The organism is Methanomassiliicoccus sp., from assembly GCA_033485155.1.
Classification (GTDB): Archaea; Thermoplasmatota; Thermoplasmata; order Methanomassiliicoccales; family Methanomassiliicoccaceae; genus UBA6.
In genome coordinates this window covers 22,166-45,823 of the sequence record JAWQJJ010000007.1, presented here as the reverse complement: position 1 = coordinate 45,823, position 23,658 = coordinate 22,166, and the positions used below count along the sequence as shown (strand labels likewise).

General features: G+C 61.1%; 23 protein-coding genes. 4 read left to right on the top strand and 19 right to left on the bottom strand.

Translation table 11 applies throughout. The features are described 5' to 3' along the window. Positions 1-40 precede the first annotated feature (40 nt). Positions 41-1,951, top strand: coding sequence for a beta-CASP ribonuclease aCPSF1 (locus SA339_10505; GenBank protein MDW5563646.1), 1,911 nt, complete (start codon positions 41-43; stop codon positions 1,949-1,951). Positions 1,952-2,228: 277 nt separating this feature from the next. On the opposite strand, the gene twy1 is transcribed toward SA339_10505, so the two are convergent. The 15 genes from twy1 to SA339_10430 all read right to left on the bottom strand — a co-directional run bounded on the left by twy1 (position 2,229) and on the right by SA339_10430 (position 17,191). Then, on the bottom strand, positions 2,229-3,164 hold the full coding sequence (gene twy1, locus SA339_10500) for a 4-demethylwyosine synthase TYW1 (GenBank protein MDW5563645.1): 936 nt from the start codon (positions 3,162-3,164) through the stop codon (positions 2,229-2,231). 6 nt (positions 3,165-3,170) lie between these two features. Continuing rightward, positions 3,171-4,601 (bottom strand): replication factor C large subunit, encoded by a 1,431-nt coding sequence (locus SA339_10495; protein MDW5563644.1) that lies wholly within the window; start codon positions 4,599-4,601, stop codon positions 3,171-3,173. A gap of 100 nt (positions 4,602-4,701) precedes the next feature. Further along, on the bottom strand, positions 4,702-5,055 hold the full coding sequence (locus tag SA339_10490) for a hypothetical protein (GenBank protein MDW5563643.1): 354 nt from the start codon (positions 5,053-5,055) through the stop codon (positions 4,702-4,704). A 110-nt stretch (positions 5,056-5,165) separates the two neighbouring features. Further along, a complete protein-coding gene (locus SA339_10485) occupies positions 5,166-6,380 on the bottom strand; it encodes a PAS domain-containing protein (GenBank protein ID MDW5563642.1) in 1,215 nt (404 codons plus the stop codon). Between the two features lie 56 nt (positions 6,381-6,436). Next, positions 6,437-6,907 (bottom strand): hypothetical protein, encoded by a 471-nt coding sequence (locus SA339_10480; GenBank protein ID MDW5563641.1) that lies wholly within the window; start codon positions 6,905-6,907, stop codon positions 6,437-6,439. 39 nt (positions 6,908-6,946) lie between these two features. Further along, positions 6,947-7,531: a flavin reductase family protein gene (locus SA339_10475; GenBank protein MDW5563640.1), complete on the bottom strand. Its 585-nt coding sequence runs from the start codon at positions 7,529-7,531 to the stop codon at positions 6,947-6,949. 67 nt (positions 7,532-7,598) lie between these two features. Beyond that, positions 7,599-10,628: an FtsX-like permease family protein gene (locus SA339_10470; protein MDW5563639.1), complete on the bottom strand. Its 3,030-nt coding sequence runs from the start codon at positions 10,626-10,628 to the stop codon at positions 7,599-7,601. After that, a complete protein-coding gene (locus tag SA339_10465; GenBank protein MDW5563638.1) occupies positions 10,582-11,301 on the bottom strand; it encodes an ABC transporter ATP-binding protein in 720 nt (239 codons plus the stop codon). Before SA339_10465 ends, SA339_10470 begins: the two co-directional genes overlap by 47 nt. Before the next feature lie 151 nt (positions 11,302-11,452). Further along, positions 11,453-12,556, bottom strand: a complete 1,104-nt coding sequence (locus SA339_10460) for an SPFH domain-containing protein (protein ID MDW5563637.1) — start codon at positions 12,554-12,556, stop codon at positions 11,453-11,455. 13 nt (positions 12,557-12,569) lie between these two features. Continuing rightward, positions 12,570-13,040 carry an NfeD family protein gene (locus SA339_10455; GenBank protein MDW5563636.1) on the bottom strand — a complete coding sequence of 157 codons (471 nt, stop codon included), beginning with the start codon at positions 13,038-13,040 and terminating at the stop codon, positions 12,570-12,572. A 111-nt stretch (positions 13,041-13,151) separates the two neighbouring features. Continuing rightward, positions 13,152-13,742: a hypothetical protein gene (locus tag SA339_10450; protein ID MDW5563635.1), complete on the bottom strand. Its 591-nt coding sequence runs from the start codon at positions 13,740-13,742 to the stop codon at positions 13,152-13,154. Continuing rightward, positions 13,739-14,740 (bottom strand): hypothetical protein, encoded by a 1,002-nt coding sequence (locus SA339_10445; protein MDW5563634.1) that lies wholly within the window; start codon positions 14,738-14,740, stop codon positions 13,739-13,741. The genes SA339_10450 and SA339_10445 overlap by 4 nt, the downstream gene beginning before the upstream one ends. A gap of 1 nt (position 14,741) precedes the next feature. After that, complete coding sequence (locus SA339_10440) at positions 14,742-15,485, bottom strand: zinc ribbon domain-containing protein (GenBank protein MDW5563633.1); 744 nt, start codon at positions 15,483-15,485, stop codon at positions 14,742-14,744. 9 nt (positions 15,486-15,494) lie between these two features. Continuing rightward, complete coding sequence (locus SA339_10435) at positions 15,495-16,658, bottom strand: SPFH domain-containing protein (protein ID MDW5563632.1); 1,164 nt, start codon at positions 16,656-16,658, stop codon at positions 15,495-15,497. A 2-nt stretch (positions 16,659-16,660) separates the two neighbouring features. Beyond that, positions 16,661-17,191 carry a hypothetical protein gene (locus SA339_10430; protein MDW5563631.1) on the bottom strand — a complete coding sequence of 177 codons (531 nt, stop codon included), beginning with the start codon at positions 17,189-17,191 and terminating at the stop codon, positions 16,661-16,663. A 247-nt stretch (positions 17,192-17,438) separates the two neighbouring features. On the opposite strand from SA339_10430, the gene SA339_10425 reads away from it, so the two are divergent. From SA339_10425 to SA339_10415, 3 genes are all read left to right on the top strand, one after another. Then, entirely contained in the window at positions 17,439-18,518 is a 1,080-nt protein-coding gene (locus SA339_10425; protein ID MDW5563630.1) for a GNAT family N-acetyltransferase, read from the top strand. An 80-nt stretch (positions 18,519-18,598) separates the two neighbouring features. After that, positions 18,599-19,648, top strand: a complete 1,050-nt coding sequence (locus tag SA339_10420; GenBank protein ID MDW5563629.1) for a hypothetical protein — start codon at positions 18,599-18,601, stop codon at positions 19,646-19,648. Between the two features lie 31 nt (positions 19,649-19,679). Then, entirely contained in the window at positions 19,680-20,609 is a 930-nt protein-coding gene (locus SA339_10415) for a radical SAM protein (GenBank protein MDW5563628.1), read from the top strand. On the opposite strand, the gene SA339_10410 is transcribed toward SA339_10415, so the two are convergent. The 4 genes from SA339_10410 to SA339_10395 all read right to left on the bottom strand — a co-directional run bounded on the left by SA339_10410 (position 20,569) and on the right by SA339_10395 (position 23,598). Beyond that, positions 20,569-21,531 (bottom strand): prenyltransferase, encoded by a 963-nt coding sequence (locus SA339_10410; GenBank protein ID MDW5563627.1) that lies wholly within the window; start codon positions 21,529-21,531, stop codon positions 20,569-20,571. The genes SA339_10415 and SA339_10410 overlap by 41 nt on opposite strands. 94 nt (positions 21,532-21,625) lie before the next feature. Beyond that, positions 21,626-21,904, bottom strand: coding sequence for a DUF5654 family protein (locus tag SA339_10405; GenBank protein MDW5563626.1), 279 nt, complete (start codon positions 21,902-21,904; stop codon positions 21,626-21,628). Positions 21,905-21,958: 54 nt separating this feature from the next. After that, positions 21,959-22,672, bottom strand: coding sequence for an ABC transporter permease (locus tag SA339_10400; protein MDW5563625.1), 714 nt, complete (start codon positions 22,670-22,672; stop codon positions 21,959-21,961). Further along, positions 22,669-23,598 (bottom strand): ABC transporter ATP-binding protein, encoded by a 930-nt coding sequence (locus SA339_10395; GenBank protein MDW5563624.1) that lies wholly within the window; start codon positions 23,596-23,598, stop codon positions 22,669-22,671. The genes SA339_10400 and SA339_10395 overlap by 4 nt, the downstream gene beginning before the upstream one ends. Positions 23,599-23,658: the final 60 nt, after the last annotated feature.

Sequence of the window (23,658 nt, the reverse complement as noted above, 5' to 3'; positions counted from 1 at the left end):
TCGTTTATATTATCATCAAACACAACAGCTGGAATATTGTATGAGCGCAGAGAGAGTTCTAGAGGATGCAAGGGAACAGATCCGGAAGATCGCCCCATCCGACGTCAACATAACGGCCATCGAGTTCGAGGGCCCTGTCGTTGTCATCTACACCAAGGACATGGAGAAGTTCGCCTCCAACAACGACATCGTGAGACAGCTGGCCCAAGGGCTCAGGCGGAGGGTGGCCATCCGGCCCGATCCTTCCACCCTCGCCGACCCATCCGTCGTGGAGAAGAAGATCCGCGAGATCATTCCAACGGAGGCCCAGATCACCGATATCTATTTCGAGGACGACACGGGAGAAGTTACCATCGAGGCCATCGCCCCCGGGCTCGTCATCGGCAAGCACGGAAGCATCCTCAACGAGATCAAGAAGGAGGTGGGCTGGGCACCCAAGGTCGTTCGCGCGCCGCCCCTCTCCTCCAAGACAGTCTCCGACATCCGTAACTACCTCCGGCAGATCTCGGACGAGCGGAAGAGCTTCTTAAAGAAGGTCGGGAGGAGGCTCGCCAGGCCGCGTTTGGAGGGCGAATCGTGGGTGCGCATGACCGCACTGGGCGGCTATCGCGAGGTCGGTCGCAGCGCCACCCTCCTGAGCACAAGGGAGAGCAAGGTGCTCATCGACTGCGGAGTGGACCCTTCGGACAAGGAGGGCGCCACGCCCTACTTTAACGCCCCAGAGATTCAGCCGCTGGAGAACCTCGATGCGGTGGTCATCACCCACGCTCACCTGGATCACTGCGCCCTCCTGCCGGCGCTGTACAAATACGGTTACGACGGCCCCATCTACTGCACCCCGCCCACCCGGGACCTCATGTCGCTCATGCAGCTGGACTACATCAAGGTGTCCTTCGGCGAGGGCAAGCGGGCTCCATACGAGTCCTCGCATGTCCGTGAGATGGTAGCCCACTGTATTCCGCTGAAGTACGGGGAGACCACCGACATCGCGCCGGACATCAGGCTCACCTTCCAGAACGCCGGCCACATCCTTGGCTCGGCGGTCTGCCACTTCCATGTCGGCGACGGGCTGTACAACGTGGCCTTCACCGGAGACATGAAGTTCGAGAGAACCTGGCTGTTCAACCCCACTGCTAATAAGTTTCCTCGCCTGGAGACCTTGGTCATCGAGTCCACCTATGGCGGATATCGGGATATCCAGCCCTCCCGGGTGGACGCCGGCAACGCCCTCAAGGCGGTCGTGGAAAGGACTCTCGCCCGTCAGGGAAAGGTCCTCGTCCCGGTGTTTGCGGTGGGCCGGTCCCAGGAGGTCATGCTCGTTCTCGAAGAGCTAATGAGGACGGGAAAGCTGCCGAACACCCCCGTATACCTGGACGGTATGATCTGGGAGGCGACCGCAATCCACACCGCGTATCCCGAGTACCTCAACTCGCAGCTGCGTACCCAGATATTCCAGATGGGGCAGAACCCCTTCCTGTCGCCCATCTTCAAGAGGGTGGAGACCTCGGACATGAGGGAACGCATCTGCAATGACGTGGAACCGTGCATCGTGCTCGCCACCGGCGGCATGATGAACGGGGGCCCGGTGCTGGAATACCTGAAGTCATGGGCGGACGAGCCCAAGAACTCCCTGGTGTTCGTCGGGTACCAGGCCGAGGGCACTCTGGGCAGCAAGATCCAGAAGGGGTGGAACGAGCTGCAGCTCAGCGAAAGGGGCAAGCCCATCACCGTCAAGATCAAGCTCAACGTGGAGAACGCCGAGGGGTTCTCAGGACATAGCGATCGCCGCCAGTTGATGGCGTACATCGCTTCGCTGGACCCCAAGCCGGAGAGGATCATCATCGGCCACGGCGATGAGCACAAGTGCTCCGACCTGGCCTCGTCAATCTACAAGAAGTTCAATGTGGAGACGAGGGCGCCGATGAACCTTGAGACCATTCGGATGAAGTAGGTCCCATAGGCCTCGCCGGCGTTTCCTTCCGGGACTTCAGGGATGAGGGCCTGGAGTGGATGCTGCTGGCGATGGTAGCCGGCGCCCGCGCCACGATAGCGCCCGAGCAGAGGACGAAGACCGACGACCGAGTGATGTTGAGTGGGGCAGGGGGCAAATGAGAGGTGGCTCAACTTCAGCGGCTGGACAGGGGCGGGCTCGGCTCTACGAGCATATAGGTAGAGAGGTCGTGCATGGCCCTGTGCAAGCGGCCGTGATGGCTCGGACCGATCGGCGGTCACTCGTCGAGGCCGGGGATCCTCAGCTCGGATTCATCCGCTCCGAGTACCAGCACCCGACTGTCCTTTCTTTCCTTTAAAATGCTGACCCCCAGCCGCTCGCCGAGCTTGGTGGAGAATTCCCTGATCTCGGTATGAGAGGGCATGTTAGCCATGCTCATGCGGCGCCGTGAATCGCCGACGAAGACGTAGCCCTTGGGCTCGATGAAGGTAGGGTCGGCGATGGAGTCGAGGTGGGCGTACTCGTCCTCCCATCCGATGTTCCACTCCTTGACCAGGGTGTGCCGGATGACCGTCCGCGTATCGAGCGAGGGGAATAGCTCCAGGGTGCGCATGAGCTTCTGCCACCCATCGGGGATGCGGGGCACGCAAAGCCGCTTATACACCTCGGGGTTGGGGGCCGCCACCGTCACATACAGCTGGGTGGGCAGGGGATCGAGCTTCTCCAGGACCTCTGGGAGGGTGCCGTTGGTCACCAGGAAGGTGGTCATCCCGCGCCGGTGGCATAGGGCGATGAGATCGCCGAGGTAGGGGTACATCGTCGGCTCCCCGGAGAGGGATATGGCAACCTGTTTGGGCTCCCGCGCCTCGTTCCACATCTCCTTCTTACATCTTGGATCGCCCCCGAAACCAGAGACCAGCTTGCGCTGCTCGGCGATACATGCATCCAGGACCTCTTCCGGCTCCCTCCAGTCCTCCTCCTTGCGGTCGAAGCCCTGCACCCGCCAGCAGAAGAGGCAGTTATGGGTGCACTGGTCGACCACCGGGGTCATCTGGAGGCAGCGGTGCGATCGGATGCCGTAGAACTCCTGCTTATAGCAAGGGCGGTCCTTGAGCAGCGACTGTTGCATCCAGTGGCACAGCTTGACCGCAGCATGTCCGCCATGCATCTTGTACTGCTGCTTCTCTCTCGTCCTGTTCAGATCGGTGGTCATGGGGCCTCAGAATAGCGTCCGCTGGGAGGGGGACGGCTGGGGCTTGGGCATGGTCGTCAGCGGCTCGTCCAGTGCATCGATGGCTTTCTTGCGGTCGATGGCCTTCTCCATCCGCTGGTCCTTCGCCTCCAGCACCTTCTTGATGCTTGACATGACGTGCTTGACCGCGTTGGAGTCGATCTTATCCTCCAGGATGAATGCCACTTCCTCGTCCTCCAGCTGCAGGTCGATCGCCATCCGCAACTGGAACTCCTTATCCGTCTTGAACATCGACCGGAAATACGGCAGGAGGTCCTGCCGCACTCCGGCTACAGACATATGGACCCGTTCCCCGATCTTGGAACATACCTGCGACTGCACCGCCCTGACGCTCTTGCTGCGCGACATCTTCATAAGGTAGCTAGGGAAGGCATAGCGGACGTAACCCCGGACCTCCTTCCGCTTGGCCGCGCACACGCCGAATGAGAGCATGTCCCCAGCGTAGCTCCAGAATCCGTAGTGCTGGCGCCTCTGGACCCGACCGAGATAAGCGCTGGCCTTGGCCACTTCGCGCATCCCTCGATACAGGTCGAGATGATCGCGGTAGGCGATCGGCAGGTTCTCCTCTATCCACAACAGCTTGGCGTCAGGGGTCTCTTCGACCTCGGCCATCCTCGCTCGCGCCCCCTTGGCGTCGCTGGATTTGAACACTGAGTCCATGGCCTGGTACATGGTCTTCTCGACCTCTCGCGCCGAGACCACGGTGGTATCGAGATCGCCCACCTCCTGCCTGCCGGTGGCAACGGCCTGGAGGTCCCTGATGGCGGAGCGCAGATCGCCCCCCGAGTTCTCGGACAGCAGCTCCAGCGCCCCATCGGAGACTTTAATCTCCTGGTCCTTGGCGATCCTCCTTAGCACACCGCGCACGGTGACCGTCTTAATGCGGGTGAACTTGATCTGCTCGGTCTGTGACTTCAGCACCGAACTTTTCTTGGTGAGCGCATACCAATCGTTGACGATGAGTATGACTGGCTGCTTGGTGGTGCGCACCACCTCGACGATAGCCGGCACCCCGCCCCGGTCCTCCCGGCCGCTGATGTTATCCGCCTCGTCCAGGATGATGAGCTTAAGCTTGCCCTGCTTGGTGGAACGGTACTCCCCATCGGAAGTGAAGGTCTGGCCGATGGCCCCCCTCAGGGCGATGCCCTTGATGGCGTCGGCATTGCGTTGGTCCGAGGCGTTCATCTCCACCACATCCCAGCCGTAATCGGCGGCCAGGGCGAGCGCGGCACTGGTCTTTCCCGTGCCCGGGGTACCTATGAGCACCGCGGCCCGCTTGGCCGGCCTCCCGTTCTCCCAGGCGTCAGCCCACGCCTTCAGCTCCTCAACGGCCTTGGGGTTGCCCACGACCTCGCTGAGCCCATGGGGCCGGTAGATCTCGGTCCAATCGTCGCTCATGTCGCCCGAAAGAGCACCGAGGGAGGATAAAAAGATGACCCTGGTTGGGACGACACCACCGGTGTCGATCCTCCGCTATTTCCCTTGAAAGAGAGGGCCATCAGCGCCACGCGGCCGTGGCGCACTCCCTGTACGGGAGGACGCGGACGCTCTTACCGACCTCCTCCCGCAGCATAGCCTCTGCCTCCAGCCGCTCGCTGTCGGGAACGATCACTGTGACCAATATGCCATCCTCTAGCGTCTCCAGGTATTCATCCATCACGTCAGGGTCCGACCACATCTCCTCCGGTTCGATGAACTCCAGGCCGACGATCTCGCCCTTGGGGTCGACCGCCTTAATCAGGCCCCTGGTCCCCTCCTCGATCTCCATGTAATCGTCCTCGAAGGTCATGCTCCTGTCGCTCGCTCGTAGGTGCTTCAACCGTCCGGCCCCTACGTTCTTAACCTCGTCCATGACCACCATGACGGAGATAAGGCATATTTGGGTTTCACTCCCGGCCCCTTGGATGGTGAGAACCTGGCCGTTACGCGAGGAGCGAATGCCTTCGTCGGAGTAGAATGGGACTACTCGTCAAGCAGCCGTTTCTGCCCCTCCAGCGTTCTGATGGCGGTCACGTCCTGTACCATCTCCAGAACGCCCTTGTACTCGCCCGTGGCGCTCCGGAGAGGGAAGTAACGGATGTGCACGAACCTCTCCCCGACCTCCAGCCAGAACTCCGCCTCGTTCCTCCTCCCTGCCCGGAAGTCGTCGAGGATTTTCTGCACTACATGCACGCTCTTCTGAGGATGACAGTTCTGGACCTTGCGGCCGATGACCGCCGGCGTCCTCACGAAGATGCGGTCGGTAGAGTTGGAGTAGAACCGCACTCGGTCGTTCTCGTCTACGAAGGTGATGTCGACCGGCAGGGTGCCTAGCATCATCTCCAGCTCTGCCGCGGTGAACCTCCCCGTGGGGAGCACGACCTCTTGCGCGGGAGCGGTCTCCCCGACCTCTACCGGCCGGAACTCGAGAGGGGCGTGGGCCTCGACGAAGCTGCAAGGGCCGATCGATTCGAACTCCCGCCGGGCTTCGTTCCACTCATGGACATCCAACGCGCGCACGGCCATGGGAAATAGGACATGGTTCTCCTTGTGGAAGTGCGCGTCCAGCAGCGCCAGCAGGATCGATGCCTGGCATTCCAGGGCGGTTGTGATCTCCTGATCCCCCGTTGATCCTTGCCCGCTGATGAGAGAGATGAGCTTTCCTTCATGGGCCCTCAGGACCTGGTGCTCCGACCACATCGCCTGGGGCGGCCCCTCGATGCCATGCCTCTCGAGGTACGGAAACAGTACGTTCTCCTCCCTCTGGAAGTGTTTCTGGGCTTCCTGGATGAACGGCGCTACCTCCCGCAGGTCGACCCTTGCGGCATCGGGCCGCAGCTCGCCGGTCCGCATCTCTCGGGCGGTGTCCCGGAGCCGGGTCATGAACATGAGGATCTGCCGGTGCTCCTCCATCAGGGTGTGAATGGGATGCCCCGGTCGTTCCAGGATGGTCTCGTCGATCTCCTCGGCGGCGATGAAGGTCCTGCTCCGGGCGTCGCACAGCAGCCTGATGTCGTCGCGGGACACCCCCTGGTCCACCAATTCCGCCTCGATCCTCTCGATGAGGAACGGGTCGGTGTCCTCGAGGGCTTCCCTTACCTCTTCGGGCAACTCCCCCTTCCCCTGCTTGATCCTTGCCACAAGATCCAGGACACGGTCCTTCGCCGAAGGTCCCGCTAAAACGAACCGGTCGTCCATGAGTTTCGATTGAGAGCTGGGTGGTGATACCTTTTACTGTCGGCCGCTCAGACCGCCTAAGCCCCGATCCCCAGCGCCTTCGACAGCTCGATCAGCTCGTCGAAGATGGAACTAAGGCGATTGTTCAGCGAGGGGTTCGAGATGTCGATACGCTCGAGGTCGTCGAGCCCATCGCTCAGTTCCTCGTACTCGGTGGTGATGTACTCGTCGTCGGTTCCCTCCACCACTGGCTGCAGCATGTTGACCAGCAGGTGGTTCGCTCCCACCAGCCGGAAGTGGCCCTCCGGCTCTCCTCCGGAGGAGAGAACGAAGGTCCTGGCCCGATCCACCAGGAGGGCCATGAATGCCGCCTCGTCCCCCAACGCCTCTTCGGGAAGGGAGTCGATGACATGGTCCAGCAGCAGGCGAGCCCGGGCTGCCGCGTTCTCCCCCGCCCTATCAGCTATACCGAACATCATCCTGTCCTTCAGCTTGACGACCGCTTCCGAGGCCTGGGCGGCCCTGGTAACCCCCAACCCGCTGGCCATATGTCCTCAGAGGAAAATAGAAACGTCTGATGACTTATACTATTGGGACGTCCTCTCTGTGCCGAGGGCGGGATCGCTCACCCGGTAGGCGTCCCCTGCGGAGTCGCGCACGGCGACCGGGGGAGCGAAGGTCGGGGCGCTCCGGGGAGTGAGCCCCTTGAGCACGGTGCGGTAGTAGTCATAGGTCATGGACACTCCCTCACCGAGGATCTCCATATCGGTGACCTGGCCGAGGAACACTGTGTGGGTGACGGCCTCAACGGAGCCTACGACCACGGCCTCGAGGTAGGCATTGGTGCTGGCTGTTACCACGGGAAGGCCAGCCTTGCTGGTACGGTGGGGGACCCCAGCGAGCTTGTCGACCTTATCGCCGTGGCGGAAGCCGAAGAGACTGATGAAGGTGAACGGGGCGGTCACGTCGAGCACTGAAACGCAGAACCTGCCGCTCCTCTTGATCATCCCGTGGGTGACATTCTGGTGGTTGACGCACACCGATAGCATGGGTGGCTCGGAGGTCGTTTGGAACACGGTGTTGGACAGCTGCCCATTCATCCGCTCCCCTTCCCTCGCCCCCACGATGTACATCCCGTAGGTCAGGCTCTGCAGGGGGCGTCGGTCGGTCATGATAAGGGGTGAACGTCGTCGTGATTTTTTAAGCTGCTTAAGAAAAAAGAGGAGGAAGAGGTTTGGCTTACTCGAACCGCAGGACCTCGGCCGGGGATACCTTGCTGGCGCCCCTTGCCGCCGGGTACACGCTGAGGAGGGTGGCGATGAACGCCAGGCCGCCCACGAGCAGGATGGGCCACCACGGGATGAGGAAATCGATCCCCATGTCCTGGAAGGCCGATTGCCACAGCTGGTAGCCGACCACTATACCCAGGACGGAGCCGATGAGGATCCCCAGGACTGAGACGAACGCGGACTCCAGGGCGAAGTTGGCGACGACCATGCGCCTGGTGTAGCCTATGGCCCGCATCATGCCGATCTCGATGGTCCTCTCCCGGATGGATCGTATGGTGATGATCCCCAGCCCGGTGATACCGATGATGAGTCCCAGTGCCAGAAAGGCCTTGATGAGGTTGAACATCCCGTCGATCTGGCTGACCGCCTGGTGAGCCACGGTCTTCATGGGTATGGTGTAAACCCCGGCCTCCCAGAACTCGTTCTGGATGAGGGTGGCCTGGCGGTCGGCATCGACATTTCCGGCCAGCTTGATAAGGAACAGGTTCGTTCCGTTGACCCCGAGATCGTCGTTCACGTACCCGCTGTTCATGAACACGCCATGGAAGGTACTCTGCTTGGTCACCCCGATGACGGTCACGGTCGAGTTATTGCCGCTCAGATCGGTCAGCTGGAGGGTGTCCCCCACCTTCGCGTCGGAGATCTCACTGCTTCCCATAGAGATGCCGAACTCGCCATTTCCCTCCCCCGCGGTGCCGTCCAGGATCACCAGTGATGGATCGGACCGGGCGGCGTTCCACACATCCGTCTCGCTGGCGAACCGGGTGGTGTTCCACTGCTTGAGAGGGTAATTGCCCTCGGTGTACAGCCGGCCATCGGGATCTATGCCTATGGCATCATACCTGAAGGTGGCTTCCGCGGTGAGGTTGGTCGCTGGGTCGGTGCGGTTCATGGTCACCAGGGCGTCGGCTTGGCTCAGCTGGATGATACTGGTGACGTTCACCCGGTCCACCAGACCGGGGGTGCCGTTGATCGTTCCCCACATGTCCACCGGAGCGGCCGAGAAGGCCACGATGTCGAAACCGCCGGAGGTCTCCTCGACCATCTGGGGGATGCCCACCGACAGCATGCCGGACATCATCGACAGCGTGGTCACGGTGAAGATCACCAGCCCGAAGATGAATATGCTGAGCCCGGTTCGGACCTTGGCCCTGAGGGGATAGGAGATCGCGGTCTTGATGACCGCGCGGTAACCCCCCTTAGTCCTGAGCACCATCGTGAAGAAGCGCACGATGCTGTCGGAGTTGAACATGACCACGATGAGCAGGGAGGTGACCATGAACACCCCTGAGATGACGAACATCTCTATGTCGCCGGAGTACGGGAATATCTCGAACCCCTTGGGCAACCAAACGAACAGGGTGGCGAGGCCGGCGACGGTCCAGGCCAGGCGGTCGCCCGTGAACCGGCGGAGCAGCAGTCCCAGGGACAGGGTCACCAGGGAGAGGCCGCTGCTGGCCAGGGCGAGGCTCTGCTGTTCCACGCCCAGAAACATGATCATTGCACCGGCCACGAAGGCCAGGAGTCCGAGACGGAGCAGACCCTTGTCGGTCCTGGACCGCAGGGGCTCGGGGATGTTCCGCACCGCCCGGACGATATTCATATTGGATATCCTGAAGGTCACCAGGTAGATGGTGACCAGGGTAAGTACGAACCCCGCCAGGTAGGCCACCGACAGCGAGAAGGGGGCGAAGGCGAAGTAATCGCTTATGACCACATCCCCGGTGGAGATGAGCGCTCCCGCGCCGATGATGAGAACGTAGGCGAGTATAAGGCCCACCCCGGTCCCGATGGCCGCGGCCACCGCCGCGTACAGCAGCCCTTCGTAGGTGAAGAGCTTGCGGAGATGCCCCCGCTTCATGCCCACCGCTCGGGCCACGCCCATCTCGCCCTTGCGTTCCTCACCCAGCATGGTGAAGATGTTTATGATTAGGGCGATGCCGGCGATAATGGAGAACGAGCCGAATACGAAGAAGAGGGAGGTAAACATCGACACGCTGGAGCGGCCCTCTACGATAGCCTGGGCGCGGTCGTTGTTGATCCGCAGTTCCAGATCGGGGAAGGCGGCGATGGTCGAGTTCAGGTCGGCCCGGGTGGCGTTTACGTTCGCCCGTCCAGAGTCGTCAAGGGTCACCAGGAGCATGTTCACCACATCGCCCATGCCGCTGAGCTGTTGGGCTGTGGACAGGTCCAGGAAAAGCTTCGGCCCCATCGCCGCCATACGCTCGTCGCGGACGATGTCCGCGGTGAGGGATACCACATGCTGGTGGTCCGTGGCCAGCATTACGGTGCCGCCGTCGGCTATACCAAGGCTGGCGGCGAGCTTCTCATTGACGTAGGCATGCCCGGCGGCGGGCAGGTGGTCGAGGGGGGTGCCGTCCTCAGCGATGAACCCGCCGAACCTTGCCACCGTGGCGTCGGTCAGGCCCATGGTTCCCACCGAAGGCTGGGTGAGGTTTGACCCCACCGAACGGATGCTCGACGGAGCTTCCAATACCCATTCCGCCCCGTCTACATGGTCCACGGCTAGCACCGCCCCGCGGACGGCGGAGACGTTGACCAAGGAATAGAGCCCTGGGCTTTCGGCAACGGTCCCGTTGCCGGCGATGGTGAAGTCGACGTCCCCGTAGGCCTTGGTGGTCTCTCCTACGATCATGTTATCGAGGGTGTCACCGACCACAAGCGAGGCGGATATTATCGCCGTGCCGATCATTAGGCCACCCAGCACCAGCGCGGTGGTCGACGGCCGGCGGAGCACGTTGCGGAGGGCCATTTTGAACAGCATGCGGTTGCCGAGGGCGTCCAGCAGGATGCGGAGCATGACCAGGCCGATGATCGCCAGGATGGCCAGGGTGAGGGGTAGCAGGACCACGGCCGCAGCCATAAGGGCCAAGGCAACGATGGTCAGCAGCGTTGATCTCCAGTTCAGGTCATCACCCCAGCTGCCGGATCTCGCTGGATATGTGATCAACGTTACCATTAGTGGAAACGACCTGCCCGTCCCGCATGTGAATGATACGGTCGCACTTGGCCCCCACCTCAGGATCGTGGGTGACAATGACGAAGGTCTGCCCGTTCTCCTTGTTCAGGCGACGCATGAGGGCGACCACCTCCTCCGAGGTCCGCACGTCGAGATCGCCGGTGGGCTCGTCGGCCCACACGATGGCCGGAGTGTTGCTCAGCGCCCGGGCGATGGTTACCCTCTGCCTCTCGCCACCGGACAGAGAGTTGGGGCGGAGGCTCGCCCGCTTGGACAGGCCGACCGAGTCGAGGAGCTCCAACGCCCTCTTCCTCGCCTCCTGGGGATTGCCCCCGGCGATGAGCAGAGGAAGCTCTACATTCTCGGTGGCCGACAGCACTGGCAGCAGGTTGTAGAACTGAAAGACGAAGCCCATGCGCTTGGCCCGGAAGCCCGTCTTGGCGTTGTCGTCCATCGTGGTTATATCCTTATCCTCAATGGTGATGCGCCCAGAGGTGACCTCGTCGATCCCCGACAGGCAGTTGAGGAGAGTGGTCTTGCCGCATCCAGACGGACCCATGACTGCCACCATCTCTCCCTTCTCGATCTCCAGGTCGATGCCCTTCAGGGCATTTACGGTAATGTCTCCTGTGACATAGGTCTTGACGACGTTCTCGCAGCGGATTATCGACACGGCTTGACCTCCCCGATCAGTTAGTGGCCGGGGTAGCTTGGGGCCCCTTATGAAACTTATTGGCTACGACGTCGAATTGTCGAACCAGAATTGTTTATCAGAATGGAGTGACCGGGCCATCGAAAAAGGGAAAGAAGGGGTTTATATGCACTTACTTCAGCATTTCTTTGTCCGGCCTCCCTTGGCCCAGGGCCCCGATGGCCTCGGCCTCAGCCTGCTCCTTGGCCATGGCGTCCTCCAGACCCTTGAGCTCGGATCGCAGCTCATCAGGCGTGGGAATGGGGCCGAGGATGTCCTCCGGCTTGCCCACTGCCTTCTCGATGGCGGCCTGGTCGGCGACGTCACGGGTAGGGGTCTGCCGGGAGACGCCTAGGAACTCGGACATGCCCTCGAGGACCTTGGTGACCTCGAACGGCAGGATCCACTTGGTCGACTGCGACGCGCCGAGGCTCTGCATCGTCTGCATCGACAGAACCGCCAAGGCCTTCGAGTCCAGGGGGCTTGCGCCGACCGACAGGATGCGCAGCTTCTGGGCCTCACCCTGGCTCTGCAGAATGATTGCCAGCCGCTCGCCCTCCGCCTCCAGTACCTTGGACTGACGGACACCTTCGGCCTGCAGGATGCGGGACCTCTTGGACCCCTCGGCGCTGAGGATAGCCGCGCGCTTCTCTCCGTCGGCCCGCAGAATGGCCGCCCTTCTCAGACGCTCAGAGGACGTCTGCTCCTCCATGGCCTGCTTGACCTTGGGGGCGGGATCGACCTCCCTTATCTCCACCGCTTCGACACGAACACCCCACTTATCGGTCGCCTCATCGAGGATATCCCGCAGACGCAGGTTGATCTTCTCCCGGGACGACAGGATCTCATCGAGCTCCATGTCTCCGATGATGGCACGAAGGGTCGTCTGCGCCAGGTAGACGGTCGCCGCCCGGTAGTTGGTGACCTGGAAGAACGCCTTCTTGGGATCGATGACCTTGGTATAGATGATGGCGTCCACGTTGGTGGGCGAGTTGTCCTTGGTGATGACCTCCTGCCGGGGGACCTCCAGCACCTGGGTACGGAGGTCGATCTTCACCACCTCACTGATCAACGGGAACACATAGTTGAACCCCGGGTTCAGCGTTCGCTTGTACGTTCCGAGCAATATGTAGATGGCCTGCTCGTAAGGTTTCACGATGCGGATACCAGTTATCAGGATCAGCACTGCGGCCACAATGGCCAGGACCAGAAGTCCCACCGTCAATACATCGACCATTTTTTCCTCCTCCTTAATTGCACTCGGCCTCGGGGACTTCCCCGATGGGCTCGACCTTCACATGAACGCCTTCGCTGTGGACCACTCGCACCCGATAGCCCGTAGGGATGGGACGGACCGAGGTGGCGCTCCAGGTGTCGTTCTCGATCTTGACCTTCCCCCGGATGTTGTTTGGGCAGATATCGGCCACCACAATCCCTTCCTTCCCGATGAGAGATGTGGCCACCGTCGTGGTGGGGGGCATGGGCGGGGACAGCTTCTGGTACGCTTTCACCGTGAGCATGAACACCGGCACGCCGATGAGCACAGCGATGATCGGCGACCAGATGCTGAGCAACAGGTCCGGCGCAATCATACCTAGCGCTCCCAGCACGATGAGTACCGTTGCCGGTACCACCAGGAAGGCGCCGGGCGTCACCGCCTCGGCCAATAACATGATCACTCCGATTATGATGAATATGAGCCCTAGGTCCGCTCCGGTCATGGGGATAAAAATAACGAGGGGCATCTAAAAACTATGCCCGCTGGACCGCCCTCGTTGGACTAATGGGCCCTTCTCTTATCCGGATGGTACGAATTTCGGAGGTTAATTCGTCTACAGTGCCAGCCAAGGACCGTCGGGGGTGCCGATCACGGGCAGATATATTAGCCTGGCCTCCTGCACCTTCAGTTCGTAATCGAGATACTGCAGGGTGCCCGGCTTCTCCGCTTCCAGGGTGACCGCTACGAAATCCGCCATCTCCAGCGCCTCATCCTGGCCCATGGTAGTCGGTATCCTCTCGATGCCAGCGAAGTCCGACCTGGCCTGGTAACGAGGGGGCGATGAGGTCAGCATCACCGCCAGCCGCCTGAAGGTGGCGGTGTCGAGGTCCGCGGCGGGGACGAAGATGTACAGGGAGCCGCCGTTATCAGCTCCGTTGAACGAAGTGGCCAGCTTGTGCAGCAACCCTCCCTCTACCTTCCTCGAGCGTATGATGAAATCACAGCGCAGGCGCCAGAACGGCATGTATGACCGCTGCCCGGCGGCCGCAGGGTTGGGACTGGCGACCTCAAAGGGGACCTTGTGAGGTCCCTGCGCATCACGTTGATGAATCGTTCCGCAGTTCTGACAGAGGAACATCTCGTCCCTGGTCTTCTGATAGATAGGCTGTCCGCAGTTGGGGCACTTGACCTGAACGATCCTCATCGGTACGCACCTCCTATCATCCTGCCGATGTCCTCGATCTGCTTGAGATCGACAGCCTTTCTGCGATCGGGGAAGTCTCCTTCAATGATCTCCGAACCATGGCGGAAGAAGACGTAAGTGAGGCCCAGAATGATGAAGCCGAATATCACCCCAGCGATCCCGAACTCCGAACCGGCCTCCACCGTGAAGAGGATCCCACCAGCCGCGGCGAGACCGCCAACGGACGTCCCAGCGGTGACCGCGAGGCTCTGGAAGAGGGGGTCCCCGGGGGCACGGCCGGAGAGCACCTGCCCCGTCACTCCATCCACCGTCAGGATGTACATGCGATCCTGGTAGGTGTACCGGACGACCCAGACAGGATAGTAGATGATCGATGTCCTCTTGATCAAGGCATGAAGCCGTTCGAAGGTGACATGGGGAACGTGGGCGGAGCTCCGCCCGCGGGTGATGGCGTCATCACGGGCGTGGGCATCCGCATCGTCCCGGCTGGTGGTCGACTCGAAGGTCGGGATCATCTCGAAATCCTCGAACGATGACTCACCGGAGAAGTTACGCAGCGATCGAACCCCGAGATCGCCGGGGTCGCAGGCGATCTCCGAGAACACCAGGTCCATGAGGACCATCTCTTCTTTGTAGACCCTCTCGGTGTGGGTGTTCCCCTTGCTGTCGGAGTGGGTCCTCTCCTCGTAGCCGCATACCCACCCAGCCACCCTGGTGTTGATATTCCAGAACGGGATGTAGATGGGATAACACTCGGTGACCTTGCCCTTGGTACGCAGGTCCCGGGCTTTGAAGCCCTTCCTCCACCATCCCTGGGCGGCTCCCACTGCCGACCCCTGGTCCAGCTTGTTCTTGAAGGCGATTGTCATCACGCCCTTGTCCCCCTCCGCGTAGAGGGTGGAGCCGCAGTACTGGCAGTTGACAACGCTCTCCCCTTCCTTGATGGAGATGGCACCCCCGCAGGCGGGGCAGTTCAGGCCGACGGTTATATCGCCCATGTCAAAGCCTCCTTGCCACCGTCAGAGAGGTAAGGAACACCGCCACCACGGTCACTGCCATGAGGATCAGGGCCGGTATGAAGTAGACCGTGGCCACGAATCCCAGGGCCAGAAAGGTGAAGAACCCGGCCACCGCCACCAACAGGTAGGCGGCCGAACTCCGGGTGGGGAAGGAAGTCGCGAACACCTCTGAGGAGGAAGCGTCCACCACCACCTGATAGCTGGAACCGCCGAAGTTGTAGTCAATGGTCCAAATTGGAAAGTAGACCAAGGCCTGCTCCTTTCCCGCTCCAGGTAGCTTGTCCAGATAGTGCAGCATCTCGATGTCCGGCTTGACCATCTCCGCCCCGTTGGTGTCGAACTTGTCGTCGAAGATACGGAGATCGCCGCCAGGGATCTTGAGCTGGTGAAGGCCCGGCAGGATGGTGGAGCCGGCCGGTTCCACCATCACCTCCTCCTTGCCATTGAGATCTCTGCGGAAGAGGTATACCGGGAAGTATTTCTTCTTGACCGCGGTGATGTTCGCCAGGCGGTCTAGGTCCTTGGCCTTGGTGGACCCTCCGGCCCAGCGGCGGAACGTGCCCACGGCGTCGTCCTGGCTGAGCTTGAAGGGTATGGCGTAATAGAACCCCGCACCGGTTCGGTCAAAGAAGATCAGCGAGCCGCAGTAGCTGCACTTGGCGAACTTGGTGCCGGAGTCAAGCTCCATCGGCGCTGAGCACTTGGGACATTTTACCTGGGCCATCTGTGGACCTCACTGGATGGGTTTCCCGCATTCGGGGCAGAACTTGGTCCCCGCACTGACCTCGGCCCCGCAGTTGGCGCACTTCTTGCTGCCCATGGGATTGCCGCACTCGGGGCAGAACTTGGAGCCGCCAGGGACGTTGGCGCCGCATTTGGGGCACTTCTTGTCGGCCTCGAACTTGGTTCCGCACTCCGAGCAGAACTTGTTGGTGGGGGGGTTCATGGCCCCGCACTTCGGACATTTCACCGTATTGCCGAAGGGTACCGCTCCGCCCTGCTGCTGTTGGCCGCTGACCGGCTGTTGCCGCATCTGGTCGACCATAGTGTACCCCATCCCCACACCGGCCCCGAGGCCTACGCCGACACCGGCGGCCCCGCCCGAGGGATTCTGGGCCGCCTCGCGCATAGCCTGACCAGTCTGGTAGCCCATGTAGTTGGTGCCCAGCACCTGCATTGAGGCCCGGGTGTCCACCGCCTTCTGGACCTCGTCCGGCAGGGAGATGTACAGTCCGGATACTTTGTCGATGGTGATCCCGTACAAGTCGAAGTGGTCCTTGGCTTTCTCCAACACTCCCTGCTCAATGTTCATGAGGCTGGAGGCCAGGTCGGCGACTCCCATCCCCTGGTTCTTCATCTCCCCGACCACGTTGTAGATAAGAACGACCATCTGCTCCTTCAGACGTTCCTCCACCTCGGCGGAGGTGGCGAAGTTCAACGTGCCCACGAACTGGTTGACGAAATTCTCTGGCTGTCCGACCTTGTAACGGAACTCGCCGAACACTCTGAGGTTCACCACGCCGAAGTCCTTGTCCCGGAACTGGTATGGTTGCTTGGAGCCAAACTTACCGTCGAAGGCACGCTTCTGCAGATATATGACCTCAGCCTGCTGGACCACACCCGAGAGGGCCTTGACCAGCCTGCCTACGATCGGAGCGTTGATGTCGGTGAGCGCGTAACGATCGGGACGGTCGAAGTAGGTAAGCGCCTTGCCATCACGGTAGAACGCCGCGATCTCATCCTCCCTCACCACGATGTTGTCATTGTACCTGATCAGCCGCGGGACGCGGAACATGATGTTACCGCGCTTCTCGATATCGTCCCAGCTGAAGGTGGCCGAGCCGATGAGGCTGTCTTTCAGCCCCCCGCCCCCGCTGGGGTCGGTTACCTTTGCCATCTTTAGACCTCCGTTCCCTGAATGACGTTGATGCGTCGCTTGAACTGTTCCTCGAAGTTGCCGAGCAGAGCCTTGAGCTGATCGAGCTCCGCTTGGGCCCGCAGGCCGTCCTGGGCGGCGAGGGCCGCCTTCAACTGATCGATGGATTGCTGCATCGATGCCAGCCCGTCGATCATCGAGGCGTCATAATCGTAAAGCCGGAATATCTCGTCCTGCTTGAACTGGACGTCGGCAGATATGCCGGAGTACCCGGGCGAGGAGTGGGAGACCAGACCTTCCACCTTTTTGTAGCCGGTGACGATCCCGCCCATGAGCTCCAGCTCCTTGGAGTTGAAGGAGCTGACCACCAGCCGGCGGGCTCCCTCGACCTGCTTCCGCTGGAGCGACAGTTTCTTCGCCAACTGATCCCGCAGCATGCGGTCGGCGTCCCTCAGGTCCTCCCTCTGACGGTAGCCCCGGAATCCAGGGACGAACAGCTGGATCTTCTTCAGGATACCTTGGTCCTCCTGCACTCTCTGACGTATGTCCGGCATGGTGTGAACCCTCTTTTTTGCGTTAAAACCCCAGGTGAGGGTATAATAGTATCGTACCGAGCATCATTTTAATAGCATCACTTGGTCATCCTGACCTCTGGTTTACCCGATTGGGTCAAACATCCGTGGTGGGCGCTGACCGGCTGCTCCTTGCCGGTTCACTTCATTTTCCTGGTCGACGATTCAGGGCAATCACCTTATAGGGAATGTCATACGGTACCGATACGACCCAGGGAGGGGATGGTTCATGACCGAGACTTTGATCCGAGCGGCAGACCGGAACGATGCCCAGGGCATCGTCGACCTCATGACCGGAGCCATGCCGTGGCCCGGGTTTGTTCACCAGGGAAGCAAGACCGAGTTCTGGAATTGGAGGTATGCCGACAACCCCCGCGGATACACCAACGAGGTGGTCGCGGTGGGTGAGGGGAAGGTGTGCGCCCATGCTGCCAGCCTTCCCACCGATCTGGTGATCAACGGGAAGGAGGTCCGAGGAGCCCAGTACTCCGACCTGCTGACACGCGAAGATGTAAGGGGAAGAGGGACCATGGAGCGCGCCGTCCCCGTCCTCCACCAGCTCAATATGCGTAGGGGGGTGGAAGTGGAGTTCGCCTTCCCCTCGGTGCCGGGAGAGAAGGTGGTCCGCAAGGCCGGGTTCGTAGACCTCAAGGTGGAGATGGGGCAGTACGAGCTGATCGCCAATCCTGACGGATTCTTCGAGAACGTCAGGTTCGGAGGTTTGAAGAAGATTGCCTACTCCGGCCTCAGGACTCTGAAGGGTAACCGGGCCAAGGACGATCCCAGTGTGGAGGTATACGAGAGCACGACCTTCCCGGAGGACATCGAAGCCATGACCAAGCGCTTCCAGGAGGCTTTCACCTTCGTGCTGCGCAGGGACCAGGCGTACCTGAAATGGAGATACTCCGAGCCTAGGGGCGGGAGATTCAGGACCCTATTCGCCCGCCGCGGGGGGTCCACCGCCGGCTTCATCGTTCTCCGTCCTTACACCATCGAAAACCGCACCTTCATGGACATCGTCGACCTCGTCGCTGAGGTCGGTGACGGGAGCACCATCGCCGCCCTGGTACGGGAAGGAGCGAGGATATGCCGAGAAGAGGGCTCCAACGTCCTGCAGATATGGCTCCCCACCGACCACCCCTACATGCCTGACCTTGGAAGGGCGGGGTTCCTGATGAGGCAGCCCGGGCCCGATGAGCGAAAAATGAAGCTGCTGTACCGCCCCGCCGATGGCGCCGAGCACTTGGCCCAGAGCCTCGGAGGCGAGCAGAAGTGCCACCTGGTGCTTGGGGACACCGACTGGGTGTGACCCCCGTCGACCGGACCTCCGGTCGTCTCCCCCTCAGGTGGGCGAAGGTTTATTGAAAGGGGAGGGCAAATGGACAAGGGATGACCCGAGGTTCGGCCGCCGCCCTCGTCCTCCTTATCTCGATCATTACGCTGACCGCCACGATCTCGGCCCATGCCCCAGAGTTCCCTCAGGGCAACGACGGCTTGGACCAGGCAACGGAGATCGAAGACCCCACGAAGTCCTGGGCCCTCTACTCTCAGCTGCAGGAGGGCGGGGATGCGAACTACTACCTGCTCCGGATGGAACAAGGGGAGAACATCACGTTATCGCTCACCGCGCCCCAGATCTCCACTGAACGGGGTTTCCGGCCTTCGATGGCGCTCATGGGCCCGGGTATCGAGGATGAGGGCTCACCCCCTTCCTTCCTCCAGGTGCCCGACGGCGTGGGGGTCAAGGTCGTCACCGGAGAGCAGCCTTCGGCGATGGAGTATGAGCCGTTCTCCCCCAGCGCATTCTATGAGATGGGGGAGCTATCGCTGGAGGCGCCCCAGGACGGCGACTATTACCTGGCGGTGTACGATGGAGCCGCCGGCGGCAACTACGGACTGGCGGTCGGCTTGCGGGAGAGCTTTACCGCCGAAGAGTGGCTCCTCGTCCCGTTCAGCGCCATATCCATCTATCAGTGGGAAGGGCAGGACCTGGCTGCGGTCCTCGCCCCTCCCGTGGTCGCCTTCCTGGTCGGGCTGGCCATTATGCTGATCGCATCCCGCCGGAATCGTCCCCGGGATGTGCTGTGGATCATGGCCACCTCTGCTGGCCTGCTCATGGCGGCGTCCGGTGTTTCCCTCCTATACCAGATGCTGTGGTCCCTCGCGCAGACGGGGTCGGAGGTCGTCGCGGTGGTGACCATCATCTTCGCCGCCGCGGTCCTAGCCCTTGGCATCGCAGCGTGCAGGATCGCCCTCCGCGACAGGTCGCCCGACGGCGTGCCCATGCGGACCAGGGTGGCTCTGTTGGCCATCGGTGCGCTTGGTCTCTTGCTGTGGGGAGGGTGGATCGTCGGGCCGGCCATTGCCATCCTTGCCGCGCTCCTTCCCAGCGGCGCGCTCGCCCTCGGGTTGGGGCAATCGGTGCGTCTGGCTCACTAAGCATATATACGACGGGAATGTTCAATCGGTCATGTCCCCGGCGAGCTCCCTACGCCAGTATTCTTACTATGCCAGCTGGTTCCTGCGCTCCAAGCTTGGCATCAAGCGGCCGCTGGTCAACACCATGATCATCCATTATGGATGCAATCTCCGCTGTCAGCACTGCTCCATCGCCGCCAACGGAGACAAGCTGCCGGAGGGGAGCTCGATAACCTTCACCGCTGCCTCCAGGGAGATGCGGGCGGAATATCATCGGGGGGCGAAAATACTGTTCTTCGAAGGCGGGGAACCGACCATATGGAGGGACGGGGACAAGGGCCTTGGGGACCTCATCGCCGAGGGGAGGCGCATCGGTTACTATGTGATCGGGTACACCACCAACGGGACAGGAAGGATCTTCGAGGAGAGCGATGTTCTCTCCATAAGCCTGGACGGGCCCCGGAAGGTCCACGACAGCATCCGAGGGGCGGGGGTCTACGACAAGCTCATGACCAACCTAGAGATGACCGACCATCCCAACATCTTCGCCAACATGGTGGTCATGCGGCCGAACCTCGATAAGGTCAAGGAGACCGCAGAGGTGGTGAAGGCGAACCCTCACATCCGAGGCCTTATGCTTAACTTCCTCACACCCCCGCCCTACGATATCGCGCTATCGTACGAAGAGAAGGAACAGGTGGTCAGCGATGCCCTCCAGTGGCGTAAGGAGAAGCTGCCGATCCTAAACACCGAGCGGGCCCTGAAGGAGATGCTCATTGAGGACTACTCGGCCAAGTGCCCTTATTGGGTCTCATCGTTCACCATGCCCGACGGCTCGAAGCACTCCGGTTGTCCCATGCAGGGAACGGAGTCGTGCAGACAATGCGGCTTCGATGCGGTGCGCGAGTACCGTCTCATCCTCGCAGGGAATGTCGAGACCATCACAAAGATGTCCAGGCGATTCGCGCTATCAAAGCGATGATCGCCAGGACCTCGAGGCCCACAGTCTGCTTGAGAAATAGAGGTATCGGCTTCCACAGCCTGATGCGAGAGCTGTCGGTCCTCAGGATCCTGAGCGCCCTGATAGGAAGCGGAAGGACGAGGAACAGGATAACCAGGAACGGCTCGAGCACCGCTGCGCTTAGGACACAGAGGTAGAGGGCGGCGATGAGCGCCGCCTCGATGCGGCCGATGTTGTCGAGACCGAACCTCACCAGCAGGTTCTTCTCTCCCTTGGCCACGTGCGATGGATATCCCGGTGCCTCGTCCGATAGCCGCATGAGCATCGCCCCCAGCCCGATGGCCAAAGATAGGAAGAGCATCGGCCAGCTGAAGGTCTGGGCTATGACGAAGTAGGAGAAGAAGGCCATCATGGCGAACGACACAAGCACATCGATCTCCCCTAGCCCGCGTGCCCCCAGGTTGATCGGGGGGGCGGTATAGAAGAACGCCAGGGCCAGACCGACCAGGCCGAGGGCCACAGCCAGCCACCCGGCATAGAGGATGATGGGGATGGCGAGGAGGACCGCCCCGATGGCCAGGATGGTCATGAGGACCTTTCCCTGGGCCTCGGTGATGATCCCCCTATCGAGGGCGTTGCCGGACCAGAATACTTTCTGATTGAAGAGCTGGGCGATCTCCGCGCGCAAGGCCTCGTCCTCGTAGTAGCTGAACCGGAGCTTGTCCACGCCGCTCCTGTGATCGAAATAATCGTTGGAGAAGTTGACGAAGAGTGCCAGGAATAGGACGGTGAGCGGGATAAGGATGGAGATTAGCGCCTCCTGCCTGACGGTCAGGGCGAAGACCACTCCCACCACCGAGGCCAGGACGAATGGCAGGGTATAGGCGATCCTAAGGACCTCTTTGACCTTCTGCCAGGTGGTTAGCTCAAGGTTTTCTTCCATGGTGAGCACCGGAACGGGCCCCTATCCAGCACGCTTACTATAACCCTTTTGTCAGTGCGGAACAAGAATGGGAAGGGGTTTATGTTCATCCCGGCTACTTCGCGCGGCTCTTCCCGTTCATCGCTTTATACTTGGCCAGGACCCGTCCGATGAGGACGATGGCGATGACCGCGATGATGGTGATGATGATCGCGTAAACGAACATGCCGGTCGGGTCGTCGGGGTTCGTGAACACCTGGGCCAGGGCGGTCTGTATCGCCGTGTTCCACGCCAGAGCGGCCACGAAACCGAACGCCGCCGTCATCAGGGCCGCGATGGTCTCTATGACGAGCACCGTCGTGCTCTTTCCGTCTTCCTCCTTGATGTCTACCATTGGTATCCAGTTCAGGTAATCATCCTAGATAATTAATAATTGCCTCCTGGATTTTCAGTCTGGTATGGACGTCACTATCTTCTCCTTGTCGAGGCGGTTCGATAGTACGAAGGAGAGGACGAACAGCAGGGCCCCTCCGACCAGGAGAGCGAGGACTATCTGGGTGACCAGGGCGCCGTTCTCCTGGACAAGGCCCGAGGACACCGACAGCCCGGCGATGAGGAGGAAAAAGACACCCATGCTGATGATCCTGTTCTCCCGCATTCCCATTGCCAGCTGGACGTAGCCCACCAGACCGATGGCCGAGGCTATGAACAGCGGGGCTACGACGGCCAGATGGAAGACGGTCAGAAGGGAGGGCATGGCAACCGCCCCAACGGAGGCGAAGGAGAGCACGGCCAGCACTCCTGCTGACAGCAGCCCCAGGAGGTAAGATGGCAGCGCTACCCCCAGGACCTTGCCCAGCCAGATGGTCCTCAGGTCCAGGGGGGTGCAAAGAAGGGTCTCGATGACCCCGCTCTGCTTCTCTCGGAAGAAGACCGTCCCGCATATGACGAAGCCGGCGAAGACGCCCACGAACATGGATAGGTAGATCACCGGCCAGTCAATGGAGGCAACCCCATCCTGCTCGGCGTCGGCCATCACCGTGCTCAGGCTGGTCATGGTGAACAGCAGGCCGAACACCAGGGCCGAGATCCAAGTTCCCTTGTTAGTGGCCAGCTCCTTGAGCTCCTTCCTGGTCACGATGCTAATCTGATCGAAGTTCATGCCACTTCCTCCTGCTCCCTCACCAGGTCGATGTATACGTCCTCAAGGGATCTCGAGGCCTTATGGACCTCCTCCACCCCGATGCCCGCGCGGACCAGTGAGCTCAGCAGGGGGGAAGCGCTGTCCTCGAGGTGATCGACGCTTATGCGGGCGCCATCAGCCCGGGCCGCGGTCACGGTGGGCGATTTCTTGATCAGATCCATAGCAGTCTGGGCATCCTGCTCCTTGGAAAGGGTGATCGTCAGGTTGTGCCCGCCTCGACCTCCCCTCAAGTTCTCCACGCTGTCACAGGCTCTCAGCATCCCGCTCTTGATGACCGCCACTCTCGAGCACATCTTCTCCACCTCGTCGAGGTTGTGGGAGCTTAGCAGCACGGTCATACCCTCGCGACGGGAAAGGTCCTTGAGCACATCCCTGACCATCTTCTGGGCCTCTGGGTCCAGGCCAGAGGTCGGCTCGTCGAGCATCAGGATGTCCGGATCGTGTATGATGGCCCTGGCGATACCCAGCTTTCGCCTCATGCCCTTGGAGAAGTTGAAGACCCTGTCGTTGCGGCGGTCCGCGAGTCCGAAAGCGTGGAGAAGTTCGGATATGCGCCTGTCCCGGTCCTGCACCCCATAGAGCTTTCCATAGTAATCCAGGTTCTGCCACGCGGAGATGCGGTCATAGAGGCCGTCGTTTTCCATCAGCACGCCGACGGAACCGCGGGCGGCGTTGTCCAGAGAGAGGTCTGCCCCCCGGACCAGCGCCCGTCCGGCCGTCGGCCTGAGGAGGCCCAGCAGGATCCTCATAGTGGTGGTCTTCCCCGCCCCGTTGGGGCCGAGATAACCGAAGACTTCTCCGCGTTCCACGCTGAAGGTGACGTTAGCTAGCACCTGACGCCCGCCGAACGACTTGCTAAGATCCTCGAGCTCGATGACCTTCATGGACCTGCCCCTCGATGAGTGGGGGCACGCATCGCGTCCGGTGGTAAAAACCTTGTTTTA

Bases quoted from the DNA above. Each gene is read 5' to 3' on its own strand.
- SA339_10505 (MDW5563646.1), top strand. From the start codon at position 41: ATGAGCGCAGAGAGAGTTCTAGAGGATGCAAGGGAACAGATCCGGAAG.
- twy1 (MDW5563645.1), bottom strand. From the start codon at position 3,164: ATGACCACCGATCTGAACAGGACGAGAGAGAAGCAGCAGTACAAGATG.
- SA339_10495 (MDW5563644.1), bottom strand. From the start codon at position 4,601: ATGAGCGACGATTGGACCGAGATCTACCGGCCCCATGGGCTCAGCGAG.
- SA339_10490 (MDW5563643.1), bottom strand. From the start codon at position 5,055: ATGGACGAGGTTAAGAACGTAGGGGCCGGACGGTTGAAGCACCTACGA.
- SA339_10485 (MDW5563642.1), bottom strand. From the start codon at position 6,380: ATGGACGACCGGTTCGTTTTAGCGGGACCTTCGGCGAAGGACCGTGTC.
- SA339_10480 (MDW5563641.1), bottom strand. From the start codon at position 6,907: ATGGCCAGCGGGTTGGGGGTTACCAGGGCCGCCCAGGCCTCGGAAGCG.
- SA339_10475 (MDW5563640.1), bottom strand. From the start codon at position 7,531: ATGACCGACCGACGCCCCCTGCAGAGCCTGACCTACGGGATGTACATC.
- SA339_10470 (MDW5563639.1), bottom strand. From the start codon at position 10,628: ATGGTAACGTTGATCACATATCCAGCGAGATCCGGCAGCTGGGGTGAT.
- SA339_10460 (MDW5563637.1), bottom strand. From the start codon at position 12,556: ATGGTCGATGTATTGACGGTGGGACTTCTGGTCCTGGCCATTGTGGCC.
- SA339_10455 (MDW5563636.1), bottom strand. From the start codon at position 13,040: ATGACCGGAGCGGACCTAGGGCTCATATTCATCATAATCGGAGTGATC.
- SA339_10450 (MDW5563635.1), bottom strand. From the start codon at position 13,742: ATGAGGATCGTTCAGGTCAAGTGCCCCAACTGCGGACAGCCTATCTAT.
- SA339_10445 (MDW5563634.1), bottom strand. From the start codon at position 14,740: ATGGGCGATATAACCGTCGGCCTGAACTGCCCCGCCTGCGGGGGTGCC.
- SA339_10440 (MDW5563633.1), bottom strand. From the start codon at position 15,485: ATGGCCCAGGTAAAATGTCCCAAGTGCTCAGCGCCGATGGAGCTTGAC.
- SA339_10435 (MDW5563632.1), bottom strand. From the start codon at position 16,658: ATGGCAAAGGTAACCGACCCCAGCGGGGGCGGGGGGCTGAAAGACAGC.
- SA339_10430 (MDW5563631.1), bottom strand. From the start codon at position 17,191: ATGCCGGACATACGTCAGAGAGTGCAGGAGGACCAAGGTATCCTGAAG.
- SA339_10425 (MDW5563630.1), top strand. From the start codon at position 17,439: ATGACCGAGACTTTGATCCGAGCGGCAGACCGGAACGATGCCCAGGGC.
- SA339_10420 (MDW5563629.1), top strand. From the start codon at position 18,599: ATGACCCGAGGTTCGGCCGCCGCCCTCGTCCTCCTTATCTCGATCATT.
- SA339_10415 (MDW5563628.1), top strand. From the start codon at position 19,680: ATGTCCCCGGCGAGCTCCCTACGCCAGTATTCTTACTATGCCAGCTGG.
- SA339_10410 (MDW5563627.1), bottom strand. From the start codon at position 21,531: ATGGAAGAAAACCTTGAGCTAACCACCTGGCAGAAGGTCAAAGAGGTC.
- SA339_10405 (MDW5563626.1), bottom strand. From the start codon at position 21,904: ATGGTAGACATCAAGGAGGAAGACGGAAAGAGCACGACGGTGCTCGTC.
- SA339_10400 (MDW5563625.1), bottom strand. From the start codon at position 22,672: ATGAACTTCGATCAGATTAGCATCGTGACCAGGAAGGAGCTCAAGGAG.
- SA339_10395 (MDW5563624.1), bottom strand. From the start codon at position 23,598: ATGAAGGTCATCGAGCTCGAGGATCTTAGCAAGTCGTTCGGCGGGCGT.